This is a genomic window from Ramlibacter aurantiacus (assembly GCF_016722895.1).
Taxonomy (GTDB): domain Bacteria; phylum Pseudomonadota; class Gammaproteobacteria; order Burkholderiales; family Burkholderiaceae_C; genus Ramlibacter; species Ramlibacter aurantiacus.
Genome location: NZ_JAEQNA010000005.1, coordinates 1 through 21,876 on the forward strand (window position 1 = coordinate 1; position 21,876 = coordinate 21,876).

The 21,876-nt window shown below is 71.5% G+C and carries 20 protein-coding genes; 17 read left to right on the forward strand and 3 right to left on the reverse strand.

Annotated features, from left to right (window positions below):
• Positions 1–231 precede the first annotated feature (231 nt).
• The 7 genes from motA (at position 232) to JI739_RS13880 (ending at position 8,341) form a co-directional block, all read left to right on the forward strand.
• Positions 232–1,095, forward strand: a complete 864-nt coding sequence (gene motA / locus JI739_RS13850) for a flagellar motor stator protein MotA (RefSeq protein ID WP_201684520.1) — start codon at positions 232–234, stop codon at positions 1,093–1,095.
• A 14-nt stretch (positions 1,096–1,109) separates the two neighbouring features.
• On the forward strand, positions 1,110–2,114 hold the full coding sequence (motB, locus tag JI739_RS13855; protein ID WP_201684521.1) for a flagellar motor protein MotB: 1,005 nt from the start codon (positions 1,110–1,112) through the stop codon (positions 2,112–2,114).
• A gap of 107 nt (positions 2,115–2,221) precedes the next feature.
• Positions 2,222–3,355: an EscU/YscU/HrcU family type III secretion system export apparatus switch protein gene (locus tag JI739_RS13860; RefSeq protein ID WP_201684522.1), complete on the forward strand. Its 1,134-nt coding sequence runs from the start codon at positions 2,222–2,224 to the stop codon at positions 3,353–3,355.
• On the forward strand, positions 3,352–5,421 hold the full coding sequence (gene flhA, locus JI739_RS13865; protein WP_201684523.1) for a flagellar biosynthesis protein FlhA: 2,070 nt from the start codon (positions 3,352–3,354) through the stop codon (positions 5,419–5,421). Before JI739_RS13860 ends, flhA begins: the two co-directional genes overlap by 4 nt.
• Positions 5,418–6,860 (forward strand): flagellar biosynthesis GTPase FlhF, encoded by a 1,443-nt coding sequence (gene flhF, locus JI739_RS13870; RefSeq protein ID WP_201684524.1) that lies wholly within the window; start codon positions 5,418–5,420, stop codon positions 6,858–6,860. The genes flhA and flhF overlap by 4 nt, the downstream gene beginning before the upstream one ends.
• Positions 6,853–7,587, forward strand: a complete 735-nt coding sequence (locus tag JI739_RS13875) for a MinD/ParA family ATP-binding protein (RefSeq protein ID WP_201684525.1) — start codon at positions 6,853–6,855, stop codon at positions 7,585–7,587. The genes flhF and JI739_RS13875 overlap by 8 nt, the downstream gene beginning before the upstream one ends.
• 37 nt (positions 7,588–7,624) lie before the next feature.
• Positions 7,625–8,341: an RNA polymerase sigma factor FliA gene (locus JI739_RS13880; protein ID WP_201684526.1), complete on the forward strand. Its 717-nt coding sequence runs from the start codon at positions 7,625–7,627 to the stop codon at positions 8,339–8,341.
• 1,290 nt (positions 8,342–9,631) lie between these two features.
• Here the strand turns inward: JI739_RS13880 and flhC are convergent.
• Complete coding sequence (gene flhC, locus JI739_RS13885; protein WP_201684527.1) at positions 9,632–10,168, reverse strand: flagellar transcriptional regulator FlhC; 537 nt, start codon at positions 10,166–10,168, stop codon at positions 9,632–9,634.
• 22 nt (positions 10,169–10,190) lie between these two features.
• Complete coding sequence (flhD, locus tag JI739_RS13890) at positions 10,191–10,529, reverse strand: flagellar transcriptional regulator FlhD (protein WP_201684528.1); 339 nt, start codon at positions 10,527–10,529, stop codon at positions 10,191–10,193.
• A 265-nt stretch (positions 10,530–10,794) separates the two neighbouring features.
• Between flhD and JI739_RS13895 the strand changes: the two genes are divergently transcribed.
• The 4 genes from JI739_RS13895 (at position 10,795) to JI739_RS13910 (ending at position 14,311) form a co-directional block, all read left to right on the forward strand.
• Entirely contained in the window at positions 10,795–11,934 is a 1,140-nt protein-coding gene (locus JI739_RS13895) for a flagellin (protein ID WP_201684529.1), read from the forward strand.
• A 132-nt stretch (positions 11,935–12,066) separates the two neighbouring features.
• A complete protein-coding gene (fliD, locus tag JI739_RS13900) occupies positions 12,067–13,500 on the forward strand; it encodes a flagellar filament capping protein FliD (RefSeq protein ID WP_201684530.1) in 1,434 nt (477 codons plus the stop codon).
• A gap of 59 nt (positions 13,501–13,559) precedes the next feature.
• The gene (gene fliS / locus JI739_RS13905; RefSeq protein WP_201684531.1) at positions 13,560–13,979 is read left to right on the forward strand and encodes a flagellar export chaperone FliS; all 420 of its coding nucleotides are present in this window, start codon (positions 13,560–13,562) and stop codon (positions 13,977–13,979) included.
• Entirely contained in the window at positions 13,976–14,311 is a 336-nt protein-coding gene (locus tag JI739_RS13910; protein ID WP_236589635.1) for a flagellar protein FliT, read from the forward strand. Before fliS ends, JI739_RS13910 begins: the two co-directional genes overlap by 4 nt.
• 61 nt (positions 14,312–14,372) lie before the next feature.
• On the opposite strand, the gene fliE is transcribed toward JI739_RS13910, so the two are convergent.
• Positions 14,373–14,717 (reverse strand): flagellar hook-basal body complex protein FliE, encoded by a 345-nt coding sequence (gene fliE, locus JI739_RS13915; RefSeq protein WP_201684532.1) that lies wholly within the window; start codon positions 14,715–14,717, stop codon positions 14,373–14,375.
• A 159-nt stretch (positions 14,718–14,876) separates the two neighbouring features.
• Between fliE and fliF the strand changes: the two genes are divergently transcribed.
• From fliF to JI739_RS13945, 6 genes are all read left to right on the forward strand, one after another.
• On the forward strand, positions 14,877–16,592 hold the full coding sequence (gene fliF / locus JI739_RS13920; protein ID WP_201684533.1) for a flagellar basal-body MS-ring/collar protein FliF: 1,716 nt from the start codon (positions 14,877–14,879) through the stop codon (positions 16,590–16,592).
• A 96-nt stretch (positions 16,593–16,688) separates the two neighbouring features.
• The gene (gene fliG, locus JI739_RS13925) at positions 16,689–17,696 is read left to right on the forward strand and encodes a flagellar motor switch protein FliG (protein WP_201684534.1); all 1,008 of its coding nucleotides are present in this window, start codon (positions 16,689–16,691) and stop codon (positions 17,694–17,696) included.
• On the forward strand, positions 17,677–18,393 hold the full coding sequence (locus JI739_RS24470) for a flagellar assembly protein FliH (protein WP_201684535.1): 717 nt from the start codon (positions 17,677–17,679) through the stop codon (positions 18,391–18,393). The genes fliG and JI739_RS24470 overlap by 20 nt, the downstream gene beginning before the upstream one ends.
• Positions 18,390–19,775, forward strand: a complete 1,386-nt coding sequence (gene fliI, locus JI739_RS13935) for a flagellar protein export ATPase FliI (protein WP_435531611.1) — start codon at positions 18,390–18,392, stop codon at positions 19,773–19,775. The genes JI739_RS24470 and fliI overlap by 4 nt, the downstream gene beginning before the upstream one ends.
• A gap of 14 nt (positions 19,776–19,789) precedes the next feature.
• A complete protein-coding gene (gene fliJ, locus JI739_RS13940; RefSeq protein ID WP_201684536.1) occupies positions 19,790–20,239 on the forward strand; it encodes a flagellar export protein FliJ in 450 nt (149 codons plus the stop codon).
• On the forward strand, positions 20,239–21,801 hold the full coding sequence (locus JI739_RS13945) for a flagellar hook-length control protein FliK (protein WP_201684537.1): 1,563 nt from the start codon (positions 20,239–20,241) through the stop codon (positions 21,799–21,801). Before fliJ ends, JI739_RS13945 begins: the two co-directional genes overlap by 1 nt.
• Positions 21,802–21,876: the final 75 nt, after the last annotated feature.

Here is a 21,876-nt window from a genome sequence, read left to right on the forward strand (position 1 = left end):
CCCTTCGACAGGCTCAGGGCGAACGGGGGGGGGGGGCGGGCTCAGGGCGACCGGAGCGGGGGACGGCTCAGGGCGAACGGTGAGGGGGGCGGGCGGCGAACGGAGGGGGAGCGGCTCAGGGCAAACGGTGAGGGGCGGCCCCAGGAGCGGGGGGGCGGACAAGCCGAGGACCCCATGTCGACCGATGCACGGCCGCCTCAAGCTTCCCGCCGCGCTGCCGATAGTGGGGGCATGTTCGTCATTGCCGGTTATGTCGTCGTCATCGCGTGCGTCTTCGGGGGCTATGCCCTGGCGGGGGGGCATTTCGGGGTGCTCGCCAAAGCCGCGCCGGTCGAAATGTTCATCATCTGCGGCGCCGCGCTGGGCGCTTTCCTGGTGAGCAACAGCGCCAAGACCATCAAGGCGACCTTCAAATACCTGCCGCAATTGCTCAAAGGCTCCAAATACACCAAGACGCGGTATATGGAATTGATGGCGCTGCTTTACGACGTGCTCACCCGCGCCCGCAAGGACGGCCTGATGTCCATCGAGCGCGACGTGGAGAACCCGGCCGAGAGCGAATTGTTCGGCAAGTACCCGCTGATCGCCGCCGACCACCACCTGATGGAATTCATCACCGATTACCTGCGCATGATGGTCTCGGGCAACCTCAACGCGCACGAGATCGAAAACCTCATGGACAACGAGATCGACACCCACCACCACGAGGCGCTGGTGCCGGCCGGCGCCATCCAGGCGGTCGGCGACGGCCTGCCCGCCTTCGGCATCGTGGCCGCGGTGCTCGGCGTGGTGAAGACCATGGCCTCGGTGGGCGCCGCGCCCGCGGTGCTGGGCCAGATGATCGCGGGAGCGCTGGTGGGCACCTTCCTGGGCATCCTCATGGCCTATGGCTTCGTCAGCCCACTGGCGAACCTGGCGCAGCAGAAGGCGGACGAGTCCACCAAGGAACTGCAGTGCGTCAAGGCGACGCTGCTGGCCAGCGTGCAGGGCTATGCGCCGGCCGTGGCCCTGGAGTTCGGTCGCAAGGTGCTGTTCTCCTCCGAGCGGCCCGGCTTCGTCGAACTCGAAGGCCACGTGCGGGGCAAGCGGGCTTGATGGAAGGCTGACCCGTGGCCACCTCCAACGCCAAGCTGCAGCCCATCATCATCAAGCGGGTGAAGAAGGGCGGCCACGGCGCCCACCACGGCGGCGCCTGGAAGATCGCCTACGCCGACTTCGTCACGGCCATGATGGCCTTCTTCCTCCTGATGTGGCTGCTGGGCTCCACCGCGCAGGGCGACCTGCAAGGCATCGCCGACTATTTCCAGAGCCCGCTGAAGGTCGCCATGTCCGGTGGATCGGGCAGCGGCGACAGCTCCAGCGTCATCAAGGGCGGCGGTCCGCAGCTCACGCGCACCACCGGCAACGTGCGGCGCGGCGAGATCGACGCCGAGCGGCGCAGCTACAACCTGCAGGCCCTGAAGGCCGAGGTGCGCAGCGCCGACGAGCGGCGCATGGCCGAGATCCGCGGGCGCATCGACAAGGTGCTCGACACCAACCCCGCGCTGGGCGCGCTGCGCAACCAGCTGCGCATGCAGCTCACGCCCGACGGCCTGCGCGTGCAGATCGTGGACGACCAGGGCCGCCCCATGTTCGACACCGGCAGCGCGCGCGTGAACCCGCACATGCGCGAACTGCTGCGAAGCCTGGGCCGCGTGCTGCAGGACGCCGACAGCCGCGTGGTGCTGTCGGGCCATACCGACGCCTCGCTCTATGCCGGCGGCGAGCGCGGCTACTCCAACTGGGAGCTGTCGGCCGACCGGGCCAACGCCTCACGGCGCGAGCTGGTGGCCGGCGGCCTGGGCGAAGACCGCATGGTGCGGGTGATGGGCCTGGGTTCCTCGGTGCCGTTCGAGGCGAGCGATCCACTCAGCGCCTCGAACCGGCGGATTTCGCTGCTGGTGCTGGGCCGCCTGGGGCAGGAGCGCTGGTCCGCCGGGGGCGACACGCCCATCTCGGAGGCCGAGGCGCTGGAGCGGATGCTGCAGCGCCGCGAGGCAGGCGGAGCCCCCGCCGCACCGGTTCCCGCCATGGCCGCGACGCCGACACAGGCACCCGCGCAACCGCGCAACTGACGCACGGCGCCTGCCGCGCGAGATGAGGGCGTTTCCCGGCGCTCATCGCAGCTTCGCCGACAGGCGCGCGCGCGAACAATCGGCCGGATCACCAGCCGCGCGCCCGCATGTCCGCTTCAGAAACCAGCCGCGAAGACCGCGAGCTACCAGCCACCGAACGGCGGCTGGAGAAGGCGCGCGAGCAGGGCCAGGTGCCGCGCTCGCGGGACCTGGCGCACCTGGCCTCCATCGGCCTGCTGCTGGCGCTCCTGGCGGGCCTGGGGCCATGGATCGGCGGCCAGGCCCTGCGCCTGGTCGGCGGCGCTCTGCGCTTCGACCGCGACGCCGCGTTCGCCACCGCCGACCTCACCCATCGCCTGGGGTCCACCGGCGTCGACGCCTTGCTGTGGCTCGCGCCCCTCTTGCTGCTGTTCGCCCTGGCGCTGGGCGCGGCGGGCATCGCGCTGGGCGGCTGGAACGTGAGCACCGAAGCCTTGGCCCCGCGCCTGGACCGGCTCGATCCCGTGGCCGGCCTGCGCCGGCTGGTGCAGCCGCAGCAGATGCTCACGCAACTGCGCCTGGCGCTGCTGGTGGCGGCGCTGCTCGGGGCCGCGGCCTGGTTCCTGTGGCGCCACGCGCAGGGGCTGGACCTGCTCGCGCGCATGTCGCTGGGCGCCGCCGTGGCCAGCGGCTTCGACTGGCTGGCCGGTGGCCTGGCCGTGCTCGCCGGCACGTGCCTGGTGGCCGCGCTCATCGACGTGCCCATGCAGCTGCTGCGCCACCGGTCCGACCTGCGCATGACGCGCGAGGAAGTGCGGCGGGAGCACAAGGAAAGCGACGGCGATCCGCACCTCAAGGGTGAGCGCCGGCGGCGCCAGCGCGAGCTGTCGCGCGGCCGCATGCTCGCCGCCGTGCCCGCCGCCGACGTGGTGGTCACCAACCCGACCCACTACGCCGTGGCCCTGCGCTACGACCCCGCGACCATGGGGGCGCCGCGCGTGGTGGCGCTGGGGGCCGACCACCTGGCGCTCAAGATCCGCCAGGTGGCCGCAGCCGCCGGCGTGCCGGTGCTGGAGGCGCCGCCGCTGGCGCGGGCGCTGTGGCGGCACGGCAGCCTGGACGCCGAAATCCCCGCGCCGCTGTACGGCGCGGTGGCGCAGGTGCTGGCCTGGGTGATGCGCCTGCGAACCTCGGTGCGGCCGCCGCCCGCGCCCGTCTTCGAGCTGCCGCCCGGGCTTGACCCGCTGGAGTCGACAGAGTGACCACCGCCGCGACCGACTGGCGCGGCCGCCTGCCCGAGCTGCGCGCGCTGGCCGCGCCCCTGCTCATCGTGCTGATCCTGGCGATGATGCTGGTGCCGCTGCCGCCGCTGGTGCTGGACCTGCTCTTCTCCTTCAACATCGCGATGTCGCTGGTGGTGCTGATCGTGGCCAGCTACACGCGCCGCACGCTCGACTTCGCCAGCTTCCCCAGCGTGCTGCTGGTCACCACGCTGCTGCGCCTGGGGCTGAACGTGGCCTCGACCCGCGCGGTGCTGCTCAATGGCCACACCGGCACCGGCGCGGCCGGGCAGGTGATCGAGTCGTTCGCGCACTTCCTGATCGGCGGCAGCCTGGCGGTGGGCATCGTGGTGTTCGCCATCCTGACCATCATCAATTTCGTGGTGGTGACCAAGGGCGCCGGCCGCATCGCCGAGGTGTCGGCGCGCTTCGCGCTCGATGCCATGCCGGGCAAACAGATGGCCATCGACGCCGACATGGCCTCGGGCAGCATCGACGAGAAGGAAGCCCGCCGCCGCCGCAACGAGGTCACGCAGGAGGCCGAGTTCTACGGCTCCATGGACGGCGCCTCCAAGTTCGTCCGCGGCGACGCGATCGCCGGCATCCTGATCCTGTTCATCAACATGCTGGGCGGCCTGGCCATCGGCGTGTGGCAGCACGGGCTGCCGCTGGCCCAGGCAGCCAACAATTACGTGCTGCTGGCCATCGGCGATGGCCTGGTGGCGCAGGTGCCTTCGCTGGTGATCTCGGTGGCCGCCGGCCTGGTGGTTTCGCGAGTGGGCGAGGAGGACATCGGTCGCCAGATCGGCGTGCAGCTGTTCTCGATTCCCCGCGCGCTCGGACTGGCCGCCGGCGTGCTGGCGCTGCTCGGCCTGATCCCGGGCATGCCGCACCTGCCCTTCCTGCTGCTGGCCGCGGTGTTCGGCTGGGCGGCCTGGATGCTGTCGCAGGTGCGGGCACGCGCCGCCGCAGCACCGGCCGAAGCCGCCGCGACACCGGCGCCGCGCACCGATGCCAGCTGGGACGACGTGGCCCCGGTGGACGCCCTGGGGCTGGAGGTCGGCTACCGCATCATCGCGCTGGTCGACACCAACCAGGGCGGCGACCTGCTGCAGCGGATCAAGGGCGTGCGCAAGAAGTTCGCGGCCGAGGTCGGCTTCCTGCCGCCGGCCGTCCACATCCGCGACAACCTCGACCTGCACCCTGCCTCCTATCGCATCCTGCTGCGCGGCGTCGTGGTGGGCGAGGGCCAGGCCTTCAGTGGCATGTTCCTGGCCATCAACCCCGGCCACCTCAGCCTGGTGTTGCCCGGCACCGCGACGCGGGACCCGGCCTTCGGCCTGCAGGCCACCTGGGTCGAGGCCGGCGTGCGCGAGCAGGCGCAGGCGGCCGGCTTCACCGTGGTCGACGCCGCCACGGTCGTCGCGACGCATCTCAATCATGTGATGCAGACGCATGCGGCGGCGCTGCTGGGACGCACCGAGGTGCAGGAGCTGCTGAACCACGTCAAGCGCCACGCGCCCGAACTGGTGGACGAGACCGTGCCCAAGCTGGTGCCGGTCACGCTGCTGCAGAAGGTGCTGCGCAACCTGCTGGAGGAGTCGGTGCATATCCGCGACCTGCCCGGCATCCTGGAGCGGCTGGCCGAATCCGCCGACGGTTCGCAGGACGCGGCAACGCTCACGCGCGAGGTGCGCATCGGCCTGGCTTCGGCCATCGTGCAGGCCCTCTATGGACCGGTGCAGGAGCTGGGGGTGCTGGCCGTCGAGCCGGGGCTGGAGCAACTGCTGATGCAGTCGCTCGTGCCCGAGGCCCAGGTCCCGCTCGATCCGCAGCTCGGCCAGCTGCTGGCAGACCAGGCCGCACAGGCCGCGCAGGCGCAGGAAGAGGCCGGTCTGCCCGCCTGCCTGCTGGTGCCTGACCGCATCCGCGCGCCGCTGGCCCGGTTGCTTCGGCGCAAGGCGCCCCGGCTGCACGTGCTGGCGCACTCCGAGATTCCCAGAACCCATTCCATCCAGATCCATCACCTGATCGGAGCCGCTTCATGAACGTCAAGCGATTCATCGGACGCAATGCGCGCGATGCCATGGCCAAGGTCCGCGCCGCCTGGGGCGACGACGCCGTGGTGCTGTCCAACCGCGCGACCCACAGCGGCGTGGAGATCATGGCCATGCCGGGCATGCCGAGGCACTCGCAATTCGGCCCGGAGCTCGAGGCCGATTCGCAGCCACCTTCGCAGCCGGCCCCGCAGGCGTCCGACGCCATGAGCACGCTGTCCTTCGAGCGCTTCGTGCGCGAGCGGCAGCAACGCTGGACGAAGGAAGAGGCGCCTGCGCCGGTTCCGGCCGCCGCGCCCGTCGCGCGGCAGCCTCAGGCCAGGCCCTTCGAGGTCCCGGCTCGTCGTGCGCCGGTCGAGCCCGGGCGTTTCGCGGCCGCCGAACTGCAAAAGGAGATGGGCCTCGTGGCCACGGACACGGCGCCCACCGTGTCCGACCCCATGCCCTCGGCGGCGACGATGCCGGCGAGCGATCCGCCGCCCGCGCTGGGTGAAGCCGTCATGAGCGAGCTGCGTGCCCTGCGCACCATGATCAACACCGAGCTGTCGGGCCTGTCGTGGTTCGACAGCGCGCGGCGCAGCCCCCTGCACACGCGGCTGATGCGCCTCTTGATCGGCAACGGCTTCTCGCCGGCCCTGGCGCGCCACCTGCTCAAGCGCCTGCCCGACGGCGACGAGGCGCGTGGCGAGCGCTGGCTGCGCGAGGTGATCACGCGCAACCTGCACTGCGTGGGCAAGGATTCGATCGTCGAACGTGGCGGCGTGTTCGCGCTGGTCGGCCCCACCGGCGTCGGCAAGACCACGACCACCGCCAAGATCGCGGCCGGATTCGCGCTGCGGCACGGCGCCGAGTCGGTGGGCCTGGTCACGGTGGACACCTACCGCATGGCGGCCTCGGCGCAGCTGCGCGCGTTCGGCAACATCCTCGGCATCCCGGTGCACACCGCGCGCGATGCGAGCTCGCTGCTCGACCTGCTGAAGCTGCACGAGCGCAAGAAGCTGCTGCTGGTCGACACCGTGGGCCTGGGCCAGCGGGACGGCCGCATCGGGGAGCTGCTCGACGCGCTGCCCACCGGCCGGGTCGAACGCCTGCTGGTGCTCAACGCGTGCGCGCAGGCCGAGACGCTGGAGGAAGTGGCGCGCAACTACGGCGCGCGGCCCGGCCAGCGCTGCGTGGTCTCCAAGCTGGACGAAGCCGTGAAGGTCGGCCCCCTGGTCGACCTGCTGGTGCGGCACCGGCTGCTGGTCGAGGGCATCGCCGCCGGCCAGCGCGTGCCCGAGGACTGGAGCGCCCCCCATGCGCGCTGGCTGGTCGAGAAGGCGCTGGCCGAACCGCGGCCCAGCGTGTTCACGCCCGACGAATCGCAGCTCGCCTTGCTGTTCACCGGCGCTGGCGTGGCCATGCCGGGCGCGCAGGCCGGCCATGCTTGACCACGGCCTGGACCAGGCCGCGGGGCTGAGGCGATTGCGCGGCGCCGCCCCCAGCCTGCTGGCCTTTCCGGTCGGCGAGAAGGACGACGACGCCTGGATCGCCCAGCTCGCGGGCGGGCTGAGGCAGCTGGGCCGCCGTCCGCTGCTGGTGGACGCCAGCCGCGGGCGGGTCTCGGGCGCGCTGGGCCTGCGCGTGCGGCACGACCTGCTGGACCTGCTGCAGGGCCGGCGTTCCTTCACGGCGGTGGCCCGCTCCACGCGCGAGGGCATTCCGGTGGTTCGAGCCGATCGGGCGCTGGAGGCGTTCGCGGCCACCGGAGCCCGCCCGCGCGAGCTGTTCGCCGCCTTGCTGAATCTCGGCGACGGCTTCGATGCGCTGCTGCTGGCCATGCCCGCGCGTGAGCTTGCCTGCCTGGCCAGCCCGGCGCAGGTGGTGCCCGTGGTCTCGCCCGAGGCGTCGGAGGCCGGGCTCACCGAGGCCTACGCCACCATCAAGCAGTTGGCCTGCGATTTCGGCTACCAGCGCTTCGCGGCGGTCATGCGCGAGACCAGCGCCGCCGCCGCCGCCCAGCTGCACGGGCGCCTGGCCGACGTCGCCCGCAGCTTCCTGCGCGCCGAGGTTCGATGGGCGGGCTGCGTGCCCGCGCCGGGCGCCGGTGCCGCGGCCCTCGGTGACCTGGCGCGGCGTCTGCTGGACCACGCCGCCACGCCGGTGACCCTGCATTGACGCGCGCCCATGAACCGTACTTGATCCCGGAGACACGATGTACACCGCCAAAGGCACCCTGGTCACGCGCCACGCCATCGAGCCCTACCTGCCGCTGGTGCGCCGCGCGGCGGCCCGGATGATCGTGGGGCTGCCAGCCAGCGTGGAGATGGACGACCTGATCCAGGCCGGCGTGATGGGCCTGATGGACGCCATGCAGCGTTACGAGCCCGGCCAGGGCGCGCCCTTCGAGTCGTTCGCCATGCAGCGCGTGCGCGGCGCGATGCTGGACGAGCTGCGCGGGGCGGACTGGGTGCCGCGCTCGGTGCGCAAAGGGCAGCGCGACATCGCCGCGGCGGTGCATGCCCTGGAGCAGCGCCTGCAGCGCGCACCACTGGACGCCGAGATCGCGCAGCACCTCGGGCTGGCATTGGAGGAGTACCACGCCCTGCTGACCGACGTGCGCGGCGCGCAGCTGGTTTACGCCGACGAATACGAAGGCGATGAAGGCGAGGGCAGCTACCTGGATCGGCACGTCGCTCCGGACGACAAGGCGGACCCTTGGGCCCAGCTGTCGGACCGGCGCTTCCGCGAAGCGCTGGTGGGCGCGATCGAAGGCCTGCCGGAGCGGGAGCAGTACGTGATGGCGATGTATTACGACGAGGACATGAACCTGCGCGAGATCGCGGCGGTGCTGGGCGTGACGGAGTCGCGGGTATGCCAGCTGCATAGCCAGGCGGTGGCGAGGTTGCGGGCGAAGTTGAAGGGGTGGTGATTCGTTGCCGTGAGCCCGCCCCTCACCGTTTGCCCTGAGCCCGCCCCCCCGCTCCGTTCGCCCTGAGCCCGCCCCCCCTCCGTTCGCCCTGAGCCTGTCGAAGGGCCCCTGAGAAGGTGTTGCCGGAGCAGACCTATTTGAACCAGGTTTTGTAGCAGTCGTGGCAAGCCGGGTCTCGCCCCGGCGGGCGAGTCACTTTCTTTTGCTTCGCCAAAAGAAAGTGACCAAAGAAAAGGCGACCCCACTGTCTGCGTCCCTCGTCGCCCTGCGGCCGCCGAGGGCAACCTGCGGTGCTCGGGCGGCGGGGGAAGCGCAGAAACTCGCCCCTGCGGGGCTCAGACAGTCTGCGCTTCTTTTTCCCCGCCGCCCTGCGCTCCTCGGCGCAGCCACAGGGGTTTTTCTTCACGGGCCATCGCTGCGCTCGGCCTGGTGAGGCCATCGCTGCGCTCGGCGCTGGAGCCGGGCAAGGTTGTTTGTACGCGCACCCTTCGACGCGCTCAGGGCGAACGGGTGGGTGGGCTCACGGGGGTGGTGCGGCCCCCCCGCTCCGTTCGCCCTGAGCCCGCCCCCCCGCTCCGTTCGCCCTGAGCCTGTCGAAGGGCCCCTGAGAAGGTGTTGCCGGAGCAGATCTCTTTGAACCAGGTTTTGTAGCAGTCGTGGCAAGCCGGGTCTCGCCCCGGCGGGCGAGTCACTTTCTTTTGCTTCGCCAAAAGAAAGTGACCAAAGAAAAGGCGACCCCACTGTCCGCGTCCCTCAGCGCCCTGCGGGCGCCGAGGGCAACCTGCGGTGCTCGGGCGGCGGGGGAAGCGCAGAAACTCGCCCCTGCGGGGCTCAGACAGTCTGCGCTTCTTTTTCCCCGCCGCCCTGCGCTCCTCGGCGCAGCCACAAGGGTTTTTCTTCACGGGCCATCGCTGCGCTCGGCCTGGTGAGGCCATCGCTGCGCTCGGCGCTGGAGCCGGGCAAGGTTGTTTGTACGCGCACCCTTCGACGCGCTCAGGGCGAGCGGGTGGGTGAGCTCACGGGGGTGGTGCGGCCCCCCCCACTCCGTTCGCCCTGAGTCCGCCCCCCCCCCGTTCGCCCTGAGCCTGTCGAAGGGCCCCTGAGAAGGTGTTGCCGGGGAAGACCTCTTTGAACCAAATTTCGTAGCAGTCGTGGCACGCCGGGGAGAGACCCGGCACGCTACGACCGCCGCAGAACTCGATACGAAGAAGTCACCCCCATACCCCCGGCGACCCTTCGACTCACCCGCACAGGACAGACAAGCTCAGCGCGAATCGAGGTGGGAGGACATCAATGAATGGTGCCGCTTCGCTGGCTCTTGCCCGCCCGCGCCGGCGGCTCGCACAAGCCGCAGACGAACTCGCGGTGCGTCCAGTCGTGCGGATGCGTCACGAAGCGGCCGCCGCAGGCGCTACAGCGCGTCAGGGCCAGCATGTCGTTGTCGACGAACTTCACCAGCCGCCAGGCGCGGGTGATCGACAGCATGGGCTCCACGCCCATCGCCTGCACCTCGCATTCATATAAACGCCACGACTTGACCAGCAATTCAATGCGATCGAGCGAGCAACCACGCGACAGCCGCTCCCGGATGTTGAGGAACAGGGACGCGTGGATATTGGGCTGCCAGCCGATGAACCAATCGGTCGAATACGGCAACTGCCCTTTGGAGGGCGACTGGCCCGTCACCTCGCGGTACAGGCGCACCAGCCGCTCGTAAGACAACTCCGTCTCCGACTGCAGCACGGCCATTCGGGCGCCCAGTCGGATCAATTCGACGGCCTGGTTGAACTGGTGGTTCTCGGTGAGCAGGCTGCGGTTGGAGGCCATGGGCGACGCGCTCCCGCCGGCCTCAGGCCTTGGCCAGCGACGGCTCGCGGCCGCCGGCCATGAGCACGCTGGCATGCAGCTGGCCGGCATTGCCCTCCTGCCCGGCGCGCGGCTGGTGGCTGTCGGTCAGCAAGCCCCAGATCAGCTCGTCGTCGAAGCGGAACGAGAACAGCACCTGGTTCCTGGCGGCAATTCGCACCATTTGCTGCGGCGACAACTCGGCCAGCATGTCGGCGATCGGCTCCGACATCCCCAATTGAAACATTGCGACCGCCTTGTCCGTCCGAATGGCCGATTGCGCCATCACGAGATACGAAAGGTTTAATTCGCGGATTTCTTCGTGGAGTCGAATGTTGCTCATTTACGCGCAGTGAGAATTCGTGCAACGGAGTGTAATCGCTACGGATGGGCTGTCATCAGGATTTTCACAGCTAATTAACAGGTTCTGCACCGAGTTGTTACTTCGCCACCGGATGGCGCGGCGATCGAATTGGCGCCATCGCCCTAAAGCCGGGCCGTCCGCTGCCGATACAGCGGTCACGGGGACTGCCCCGCGGCGGCCGCGACGATCCGCGGTTGTGTCCAACAGGCCTGGGAACGGGCCAAGCCGATCACGAGGAATCGACATGCCATCCGTCATCAATACCAACATCGCATCGCTGAACACCCAGCGCAACCTGGGCGCGTCGCAATCGGCGCTGAACGTTTCCATCCAGCGCCTGTCCACCGGCCTTCGCGTGAACAGCGCCAAGGACGACGCGGCCGGCCTGGCCATTGCCGAGCGCATGACATCGCAGGTGCGCGGCCTGAACGTCGCCGCCCGCAACGCCAACGACGGCGTGTCGCTGGCGCAGACGGCCGAAGGCGCCCTGGGCAAGCTCAGCGACATGATCCAGCGCATCCGCGAACTGGCCGTGCAATCGAGCAACGCCACCAACAGCACCGAAGACCGCGCCGCGCTGCAGGCCGAAGTGGCGCAGCTGAAGGACGAAATCACTCGCGTCGCCAACACGACCAACTTCAACGGCACCAAGCTGCTGAATGGCAGCTTCACCGCGCAGACGTTCCAGGTTGGCGCGGATGCCGGCCAGGGGATCACGGTCGACAGCATCACCGACGCCCGGCTCACCGGCATGGGTGCCATCTCGACCGCGACCCGCACCGGCAGCGCGATCACCACGTTCACGGGCCTGGCAGCCGGTGAACTCAAGATCAACGGCGTTGACATCGGCGCCGTGGCCGCGGGCACCACCGCCGCCACGCAGGCCGACCTCCTCGTCAGCGCGATCAACGCCAAGTCGGCGCAAACTGGCGTCACCGTCGCCAAGTCCGGCGCGGACGTGCTGGTCCTCAGCTCCAACCTGAACGACATCAAGGTCGAGATCAGCGGCACGGACACCGGCACGGATACCGGCCTGTCCACCCTCACCACCTCCCTGTCCGGCACCAGCGGCAGCCTCGACACCCTCGACATCGGCACCTACCTCGGCGCGCAGGAAACCATCCGCCGAGTCGACTCGGCCCTGAAACAGGTGAACACCGCCCGCGCCAGCCTCGGCGCGCTGCAAAGCCGCTTCGAGAACGCGGTGGCCAACATCCAGATCTCGGCCGAGAACGCCACCGCCGCGCGCTCGCGGATCATGGACACCGACTTCGCCGCGGAAACGGCGAACATGACCCGCGCGCAGATCCTCCAGCAGGCCGGCAACGCCATGCTGGCCCAGGCCAACCAGCTGCCGCAGCAGGTGCTGTCGCTGCTGCGCTGATCGCCTGCGCAACCCGCGGCGAACAGGCGCCGCACGACGAAAAGGGCCCGGGCGGGCCCTTTTCTCGTGGCTTTGCCGGCGCCGCGGCGGCGCCATAGTACGCAGCCCGGCCGCCATCGAAAAAGGATTCCCATGCCCAGCATCACCAGCACCGGCGTCGGCAGCGGCCTGGACGTCAACAGCATCGTCACCTCGCTGATGGCGCTGGAGCAACGGCCGCTGGCGCTGTTGCAGCAGCGCGCCAGCAGCCTGCAGACGCGGCTGTCTGCCTTCGGCACGCTGCAAGGCCAGGCGGCGGCCTTGGGCGACGTGGCCAAGCGGCTGGCCACCGCGAGCAACTGGAACCCGATGCGCCTGGACAGCTCCCGGCCCGAAGCCCTCACCGCCACCGCCAGCGGCGCGGCGGCAGCCGGGCGCTACCGCATCGAGGTGCAGCAGCTGGCGCAGGCCCAGAGCCTGGCCTCGGCGGCATTCGCGGGCAGCGACACCGTGGTGGGCACCGGCACCCTCACCCTGGAACTGGGCAGCACGGTCGGCGGCGTGTTCACGCCGGCGAGCGGCGCCACGGCGATGCGGATCGCCATCGGCCCGGGGCAGCAGACGCTGGCCGGCGTGCGCGATGCCATCAACGCGGCCGACGCCGGCGTGCAGGCGAGCATCGTCACCAGTGCCGGCCAGGCCAGACTGGTGTTGCGCGGGCCGCAAGGCGAGCAGGGATCGATGCGCCTCACGGCCGCCGACGAAGACGGCGGCGACACCGACACCGCCGGGCTTTCGGCCCTGGCCTTCGACCCGGCCGCCACCGCGGGCGCCGGCCGCAACCTGGTGCAGACGCAGGCGGCGCAGGACGCGCTCTTCACCGTGGACGGCCTCGACGTGCGCAGCGCCAGCAACGAGGCCGCCAACGTCATCGAGGGCGTCACGCTGACGCTTCGGCAGGTGACCACCACACCCCTGGAGCTGACCGCGTCGGTGGACACCGGCGGCGTGCGCAAGAACCTGAACGACCTGGTCAACGCCTACAACAGCCTGGCCAAGGTGCTGGCGCAGCAGACGCAGGCCGACCCCAGCGGCCGCAACCGGGGAGCGCTGCAAGCGGACTCCACGGCGGTATCCATGCAGAACGGGCTGCGCGAATTGCTGCGGGGCGTGGTGCAGGGCCTTCCCGAGCCGGCCAGCCTGAGCGCGGTGGGGCTGGAGATGCAGCGCGACGGCACCCTCACGATCAAGGAGGCGACGCTCGCGCCGCTGCTCGAGCAACCCGGGCGCCTGGCCGCCCTGTTCACCCAGGCCGGCTCCGACGAAGCGCCCGCCGCGCGAGGCCTGGCGGTGCGCCTGAAGGCCTGGGCCCAGGCCGTGACGGGCGACGACGGCACGCTGTCGTCGCGCCTGCAGGGCCTGCGCGGCTCGGCCACCGCGAACCAGAAGCAGCAGGACGCCCTGCAGGACAAGCTGGCCCGCACCGAGGCCAGGCTGCGGGCGCAGTACCAGCGCCTGGACTCGGACATGAGCCGCCTGTCGGCACAGATGGCGCAGCTTCGCTCCAGCCTGGGCCTGGGCAGCTGACGCACGAAACCCTCAAGAGTGCGAACCGCCTGCCGAAGACAAGGGTGAGGAAAACGCACATGTTCACCGCACGCCTTTCGATCGACCAATACCGGCAAGTGGGTATCGCCACCGACGTGGCGCAGGCCAGCCCGCATCAACTGATCGTGCTGCTGTTCGACGGCGCGATCGCCGCCTTGCAGCAGGCCCGCCACGCCATCGCTCACCAGGACGCCGACACGCGCCGGCGCGCCACGTCCAAGGCCATGCGCATCATCGACGAGGGCCTGAAGGCGGCGGTGTCGAGCCGGGGCGACGCCGCGCTGGCGGCCAACCTGAACGCCCTGTACGACCACATGGTCGGCCGGCTGTTCCAGGCGAACGCGCGCGGCATCGAAGCGCCCCTGGCCGAGGTCGGCCAGTTGCTGGAGCAGTTGCGATCGGCCTGGGTGGCGATCACACCGCGCCCCCTGCCGCAGTCGCAGGCGGTGCGGGCATGAAGAGTTCGCGCGCCATGGCCTCCGGCGACAAGGAAAGCCCGCTTCGCTACTACCTGGCCCTGGAAGGGGCCAGCCGCGAAATGCTGGAAGCCGCGCGCTCGGGGGATTGGGACACGGTGTGCCGGCTCGAAGGAGCCTGCGCCGTGGTGATCGCGCGGTTGCGCCGATTGAACGAGTCGCAGCCGCTGTCCGATGGCGAGCAGCCGGAGCGGCTGCGCATCCTGCGGGCGATCCTGGTGAACGATGCGGAGATCCGGCGCATCGCGGGGCCCGGGGCGGAATCGATGGAGCGGGAGCGGGGCTGGCCGGGGCCGAATATCACCTTGCACTAGCGCGAGGGCCGGCCCGCGGCGAACGCTACCGGGCCCAGGACGAAAGGTAAGCCGGCTGCGCCTATACCTGCATGTTCATGATGTCGCTGTACGCCGCCACCAGCCGGTTGCGCACGTGCAGCGCCGACTGGAAGGCGATCTGCGACTTCTGGGAAGCCACCATCGCGGCTTCCAGGCTCACGCTGCCGGGGTCGCGCAGGAAGGCTTCGGTGAGCTGGTTCGACTGGGCCTGCGATGCGCTCACCGCGCGCAAGGCGCTCTCGAGTGCACCGCCGAAGGACGGCGCCGGGCTGGCGGGCTGGACCGCGGCCACGCCGGCGGCGGCTTCGGTGGCCTTGGCGGCGGCGTTGCGTCGCAAGGCGTCGACCAAGGTGGTGGGCAGTGCGGATCGCGCGTTGACTTCCATGGCGGGGCTCCTGCGTATTTGGCCGAATGTAACCGCATGTCCACCGGCCGCAGCCGCGAATAAGGGCGGAATTGCACCGCATATCGGCGCAAGGCGTGGCGCGGCCGCCACCCACAATCGGCGCCGACACGCCCCCCGCCCTTGCCACGCCCCTCCAGGATGGACACCACCCACCCCGCCGCCGCGCTCCCTACCGCCGGCGCGCCCGCGCTGCCGCGACTGGGCGCGCTGCCCGGGCGCACGCAAGCCACGCTGGCCGTGGGCAGCGTGTTGCTGGCCGGACTGATCGCGGCCGGCGTGTACCTGGGCAACCAGCCCGAGTGGCGCGTGCTGTATGGCAACCTGGGCGACAAGGACGGTGGCCAGGTCATCGCCGCGCTGTCGCAGATGAACGTGCCGCATCGCTTCAGCGAAGGCGGCGGTGCCATCCTGGTGCCCGCCGCGCAGGTGCACGAGGCGCGGCTGCGGCTGGCCTCGCAGGGACTGCCGCGTGGCGGCACGGTCGGCTTCGAGCTGATGGAGAACCAGAAGTTCGGCACCACGCAGTTCCAGGAGCGCCTGAACTTCCAGCGCGGGCTCGAAGGCGAACTGGCGCGATCGATCATGGCGCTGTCGGCGGTGCAATCGGCCCGCGTTCACCTGGCGCTGCCGCAGCAGACCGGCTTCATGCGCGAGCAGCAGCGGCCCTCGGCCTCGGTGCTGCTCACGCTCTTCGGCGGTCGCACGCTCGATCGCGGGCAGATCGCCGGCATCGTGCACCTGGTGGCCTCCAGCGTGCCGCAACTGCACCCGGGCGCGGTGAGCGTGGTCGACCAGACCGGCGCGTTGCTGTCCCAGACCAGCGACAACGCACCAGGGCTGGACGCCGGGCAGCTGCACTACGTGCGGCAGATGGAGCAGGGCCTGGCCGCGCGCATCGTGGCCATCGTCGAGCCGCTGGTCGGCCCCGGCAACGTGAAGGCGCAGGTGACGGCCGACATCGACTTCACCCAGGTCGAGTCGACCGCCGAGACCTACGGCGCCAACCAGGGCGCCTCCCCCGCCGCAGTGCGCAGCCAGCACTTGTCCGAGACGCCGCAGCCAGCCGCCGCGTCCGCCGGCGGCATTCCCGGCGCGCTGAGCAACCAGCCGGCACCGGCCGCTGCCTCGCCGGTGAACGGCCCGGCTCAGGCGCTCTCCGCCGGTCCCGGCGCCTCCGCGGCCGCGGCGGCCGCGCGGCGCGATGCGGTCACCAACTACGAGGTCGACAAGACCGTCAAGGTGGTACGCAATCCCGCCGGAACCCTGCGGCGCCTGAGTGCCGCCGTGGTGATCAACGACACCGCGGGCCCGGACGCGCCGGCCGGCTCGCCGGCCCTGAACCCCCAGCAGGTCGAACAAGTGCGCTCGCTGGTGCGCGAGGCCATCGGCTTCAACACCGAGCGCGGCGATTCGGTGAACGTGGTGAACGCACCGTTCAAGGTCGCGGCGATCACGCCGCCGCCGACCCTGCCGCTGTGGCGCCAGCCCGAGACCCGGCAGCTGGTGCAGGCGGTGGCGCCCTGGATCGCCCTGCCCCTGCTGGCCCTGGCGGTGCTGTTCGGCCTGGTGCGCCCGGCCCTGCGTTCGGCCCAGCGCGTGGCGGCCGAACCGGTGCCCACACCCCGGCTGGTGGACACCACGCTGCGCGACGCGGTGCCACTGCCCGAGCCCGGGAAGCAGCAAGCCCAGCCCGCCGCCCCCGGATTGCCCCACACCGATCCCATCACCCTGCTGCCGCCTGCCGAAGCCGCGGCGCAGCAGCAGCGCACGCGCCAGCTGGAGAACATCCGCAGCCTGGCCAAGCAGAACCCCGCGACGGTCGCGAACGTCGTGCGCAGCTGGAGCACCGGATGACCCCCCCGAAGCGGCTTCGCCGTTCCCTTCGGGGTCGCCCGCTTTGGCGGTTTCCCGCGCCACGGGCTGGGCTGTTGCGCTTCGTGGAGAACTGAGATGTCCAGCACCGCCACCGACGACGGCACCCAGGCGGGCGCGATCCTGCTGCTCGCGCTGGGCGAGGATTGCGCGGCCGAGGTGTTCAAGCACCTGCACCCCAAGGAGGTGCAGCGCCTGGGTGAGCGGATGGCCAGCCTCACCAGCGTGAGCGACGCGCAGTTCGACGAGGTGCTGGCGCGCTTCGAAAGCAGCGTGGAGACCCAGCGCGCGCTGGTGGGCGACACCGGCCAGTACGTGAGCAAGGTGCTGCGGCTGGCCCTGGGCGAGGACCGCGCCGGCCCGGTGATCGATCGCATCGTGCAGACCCGCGACGGCGGCGGGCTGGAGGCGCTGCGCTGGATGGATGCGACCACCGTGGCCAACCTGATCCGCAGCGAGCACCCGCAGATCATCGCGTCCATCCTCGTCCACCTGGAGCGTGAGCAGGCCTCTGGCGTGCTCGGCGCGCTCGGCGAGCGACTTCGCAACGACGTGATGCTGCGGATCGCGACGCTGGACGGCATCCAGCCTGCGGCGCTGGAGGAACTCAACGAGGTGCTGTCCGCGGCGCTGGCCAGCGGGCAGCACCTGCGCCGCGCCGCGCTGGGCGGACCCAAGGCCGCCGCCGAAATGCTCAACCGCCTGGGCACGCCGGTCGAATCCGCCGTCCTGGGTGCCCTGCGCGAGCAGAACCCGGAGCTGGCCCAGCGCATCGAGGACCAGATGTTCGTCTTCGGCGACCTGATGAAGCTGGACGACAAGGCGATCCAAGTGCTGTTGCGCGAGCTGTCGACCGACACCCTGGTGGTGGCGCTCAAGGGTGCCGAGCCGGCCCTGCGTGATCGCGTGCTGGGCAACATGAGTTCGCGCGCGGCCGACATGCTGCGCGACGACATGGAAGCCAAGGGCCCGGTGCGGGTGTCCGAGGTGGAGGCGCAGCAAAAGGAAATCCTGGCCCTGGTGCGGCGCCTGGCCGACGAAGGCCAGATCGTGATGGGAGGCGCCGGTGGCGAAGGATTCGTCTGACTGGCCCTCCGACACCGCCGAGGCACCGCCGCCTGCGGCACGCATCATCGCGGCCGAGGCGCTGCACGGGGTCGTGCCCTTCCCCCTGGGCGAGCTGTCGCAGGGTGCCCGCGCACCGCTGCCGCTGCGCGCACGGGACCTGGACAACGAAGTCGGCCGCACCGCGTACGCGCTGGGCCGCCGCAGGGGCCTGGAGGAAGGCCACCGCCTGGGAATGGAACAGGGCCGGCAGGACGGCGTGCGGCAGGTGGAGGCCAGCCTCGCGGGCAGCGCTGCGCAGGCCGCGCGCCACCTGCAGGCCATCGCGCAGGGGCTGCAGGGCGAGCTCGCGCGCATGGAGCAGGTGCTGGCCGACCAGGTGGTGGGCCTGGCCATCGGCATCGCGCGCCAGGTGCTGCGCCGCGAGGTCGCCCTGGACCCGCAGGCGCTGCTGCCCGCCGCCGGCGAGGCCTTGCAGCAGCTGGCCGAAGGCGCCGGCCGGATCGAACTGCAGGTGAACCCGCAGGATGCGCACGTGCTGCGCGGCCACCTGGAACGCCAGACGGGGCTGCCGCCGTGGCAGCTGCGCGAGGACCCAGCGCTGCCTCGCGGCGGCTGCCGCGCGGTGGCAGACACCGGCGAGATCGACGCCACCCTGGCCGGCCGCTGGGAGGCGGTGATGGCCTCCCTGGGGCGCGCGGCGGAGACGGCGCCGTGAGCACGGGGCTGGCGAGCCGCCTCGCCGAGCACCTCGACACCCGCTCCCGGCAGCTGCAAGCCGGCGTCCCGCTCGCCGGCACGGGGCGCCTGGTGCGCGTCTCCGGCCTGGTCATGGAAGCCACCGGCCTGCGCCTGCCCCTGGGCAGCGTGTGCGAGGTGCAGGACGGCAGCCGCCGCACCGAAGCCGAGGTGGTGGGCTTCTCGCGCGGGCGCCTGTACCTCATGCCCACCGGCGACATCGAGGGCCTGTCGCCGCAGGCGCTGGTGCGGCCGCTGTCGCATCCCGCCGCCCTGGCATGCGGCACGTCGCCGGGCCATCGGCACGCGCGCCATCTGCCGATGGGGGATGGGCTGCTGGGTCGCGTGGTCGATCCTGGCGGACAGCCGCTGGACGGACGCGGTCCGCTGCAGGACAGCGCCGCCGAACCGCTGGCGCGCGAGCCGATCAACGCGATGGAGCGCGCACCGGTGCGCGAGCCGCTGGACGTGGGCGTGCGCGCCATCGACGCCCTGCTCACCGTCGGGCGCGGCCAGCGCCTGGGTCTGTTCGCCGGCTCGGGCGTGGGCAAGTCGGTGCTGCTCGGGATGATGGCGCGCTTCACGCAGGCCGACGTCACCGTGGTGGGTCTGGTGGGCGAACGCGGCCGCGAAGTGAAGGAGTTCATCGAGGAGATCCTGGGCGAGGCCGGCCTGCGCCGCGCGGTGGTGGTGGCCGCGCCCGCCGACCTTCCGCCGCTGATGCGCATGCAGGGCGCGGCCTATGCCACCGCATTGGCCGAACACTTCCGCGACCGCGGCAAGCACGTGCTGCTGCTGATGGATTCGCTCACCCGCTACGCCATGGCACACCGCGAGATGGCCCTGGCCCTGGGCGAACCGCCGGCCACCAAGGGCTATCCGCCATCGGTCTTCGCGCGCCTGCCGCGCCTGGTGGAGCGCACCGGCAACGGGCTGCACGGCGTGGGTTCGATCACGGCCTTCTACACCGTGTTGACCGAGGGCGACGACCAGCAGGACCCGATCGCCGACAACGCCCGCGCCATCCTCGACGGACACCTGGTGCTGTCGCGCCAGCTCGCCGAGCAGGGCCACTATCCGGCCATCGACATCGAGCAGTCGATCTCGCGCGTGATGCACAACGTGACCCCCGCGCGCCAGCAGCAGTGGGCGCGCCACCTCAAGGCGCTGTGGGCACGCTACCAACGCAACCGCGACCTGCTGGCCGTGGGCGCGTACGTGCCCGGCAGCGATCCGCAGGCCGACCTGGCGATCCGGCTGCAGCCGCAGATCGCGGCCTTCCTGCAGCAGGACATGCAGGCCCCGGCCGACCGCGCCAGCAGCCTCGCGGCGCTCGAGGCCTTGCTGGCCGGCGCCGGCTGAAGGGACTTGCAACGATGCAGGCGAGCCTGGCCGTGATCATCGAGCGCAGCCGCGAGGCGCGTGACCAGCGCGTGAGCCAGGCGCACGCCGCCGGCATGGCCGTGCAGCAGGCGCAGGCGGTGCTGCAGCAGTTGCAGGGCTACAGGCTGGACTACCTGCGCCGCTCACCCTCGGCGCCCGGGCTGCGGGTGCGCGTGGAACAACTGGTGGAGTTCCAGCGCTTCGTCGCCAAGCTGGACGAGGCCATCGGCCTGCAAGGCCAGGAGCTGGCGCTGCGCCGGCAGCGGGAACTGGAGAGCCAGCGCCTGCTGGCCGAGGCGCAGCGACGGCTGCTGGCGTTCGAGGCGCTGCTGGCCCGCCACGCCGACGAACGCGCACGCCTGGCGCGCCGCCGCGAGCAGCGCGACACCGACGAATTCGCGGCGCAGGCGGCCCGCCGCATGCCCGCCCACGAAAGAAGCTGATGACTGCCACGACCTCCCTGACCTCCCTGGCGCCGAGTGCGCCCGCGCACGAACTTCCGTCCAGGCAAGCCAAGGCCGGGGGGCGCGGCGGCTCGCCGGATGGATTCGCGGAGTTGCTGCAGGCCATCGCGCCCTCCGAAGGTCCGGCGGGTGATGCCGCGTCGCCGGCGAAGCCGGCCGACGGCGGCGCGACCGCGGCCGACGAGGCCCTGGACCCGGCAGCCGTGCCGGTCGCGATGCCGGTGCCCATGCCCGTGCCCATGCCGATGCAGGTGGCGGTCCCGGTCCAGGCGCATGCCGCCGCGCAGGGCCTTGCGAGCGTGGCCGATGCGGTTCGCGGGAGTGGCACGCGGGCGTTCGCGACGGCCGCCGCGCACGCGCCGGAACCGGCGCAAGCCCCAGGGGCCGCGCCGTCTCGGCAAACCGACCCGGTGGTCGAGCCGCCGACCGATGCACCTCTTCGCGGCTTGCCGTCGCACGCTGCGCCCACGGCGCAGGCTCGGGCGAATGCCATGGCCCACGGCACGGCACGGCCGGCAACGCCCGACTCCGATCAGTCGCCGGACGAACCGACGATCGGACCGCCGAGCGGCACCACACCGGCGACACCGGCGACACCGGCGACACCGGCGACACCGGCGAATCGGACACCCTCTGCGGCATCTGGAAGTCCTGCAACGCCTGCCGAACCCGCGGCGGCGGCCTCGCCCGCCCCGATCCGCGAGCCGGCGCAGGCGCATGCAACACCCGCTGCGCCGGCCACGCCGGCCGTGCCCGCCACGCCTGCAAGGCCGTCGGCAGAGGCGACGCCGGCCACCCCGGCAACGCCCGCATCACCCGCCGCATCGGCCCTGGCCCGCGCCAGCGAAGGCCCCTCCGATCCTGCCGCGACCTCCGCCTTGCCGGCACGCGCCGCGGATCCCGCGGCTTCGCGCCCGGCCCGGCGGGAACCCGCACCGCCGGTCACCGCCGCGCCGCCCACCGCCGAAGCCGCCCAGGCGGCCGCATCGGCCGACGAGCGGCCGCACCCCACGTCCTCCGGCCATGCCCACGGCCTGGGCTTCGACAGCGCGCTGTCCGCCATGGCCCGACCCGGCGCGTCGACGCCGCCGGCCGTGCTGCACGCCGACATCGCCGCGCCGGTGCACACCCCGGCGTTCACGCGCGAGCTGTCGGCGCAGGTGAACCTGATGGTCGCCGACGGCATCCAGTCGGCCGAGCTTCGCCTGAACCCGGCCGACCTCGGCCCCATCCAGATCCAGCTGCAGCTGAAGGACCAGGTGGCCGAATTGCGCTTCGAGGCGGCCCACGCCGCGACGCGCGAGAGCCTGGAGCGCAGCCTGCCCGAGCTGCGGGAGATGCTGGCGCGCGAAGGCCTGTCGCTGCAGCAGGCGCTGGTGGGCGGCGGTGCGTCCCAGGGCAGCCCGCAGGACTTCGGCCGTCCCGGCGAGGCGGGCCGGCAACGGAACGCGCCGGACCTCGACCGCGCAGCCGGCGCGACAGGCGCGCCGCTCGCGCCGACCGCGGCACGCCCGCGCGGCCTGCTCGATCTCTACGCCTGAACAGCGGCGCTTTGCCTGGGCTTATCGGGGCTTCGCCGCGTGCGGACGCTCCGCACAATCGTGCGAGTCCCCTGG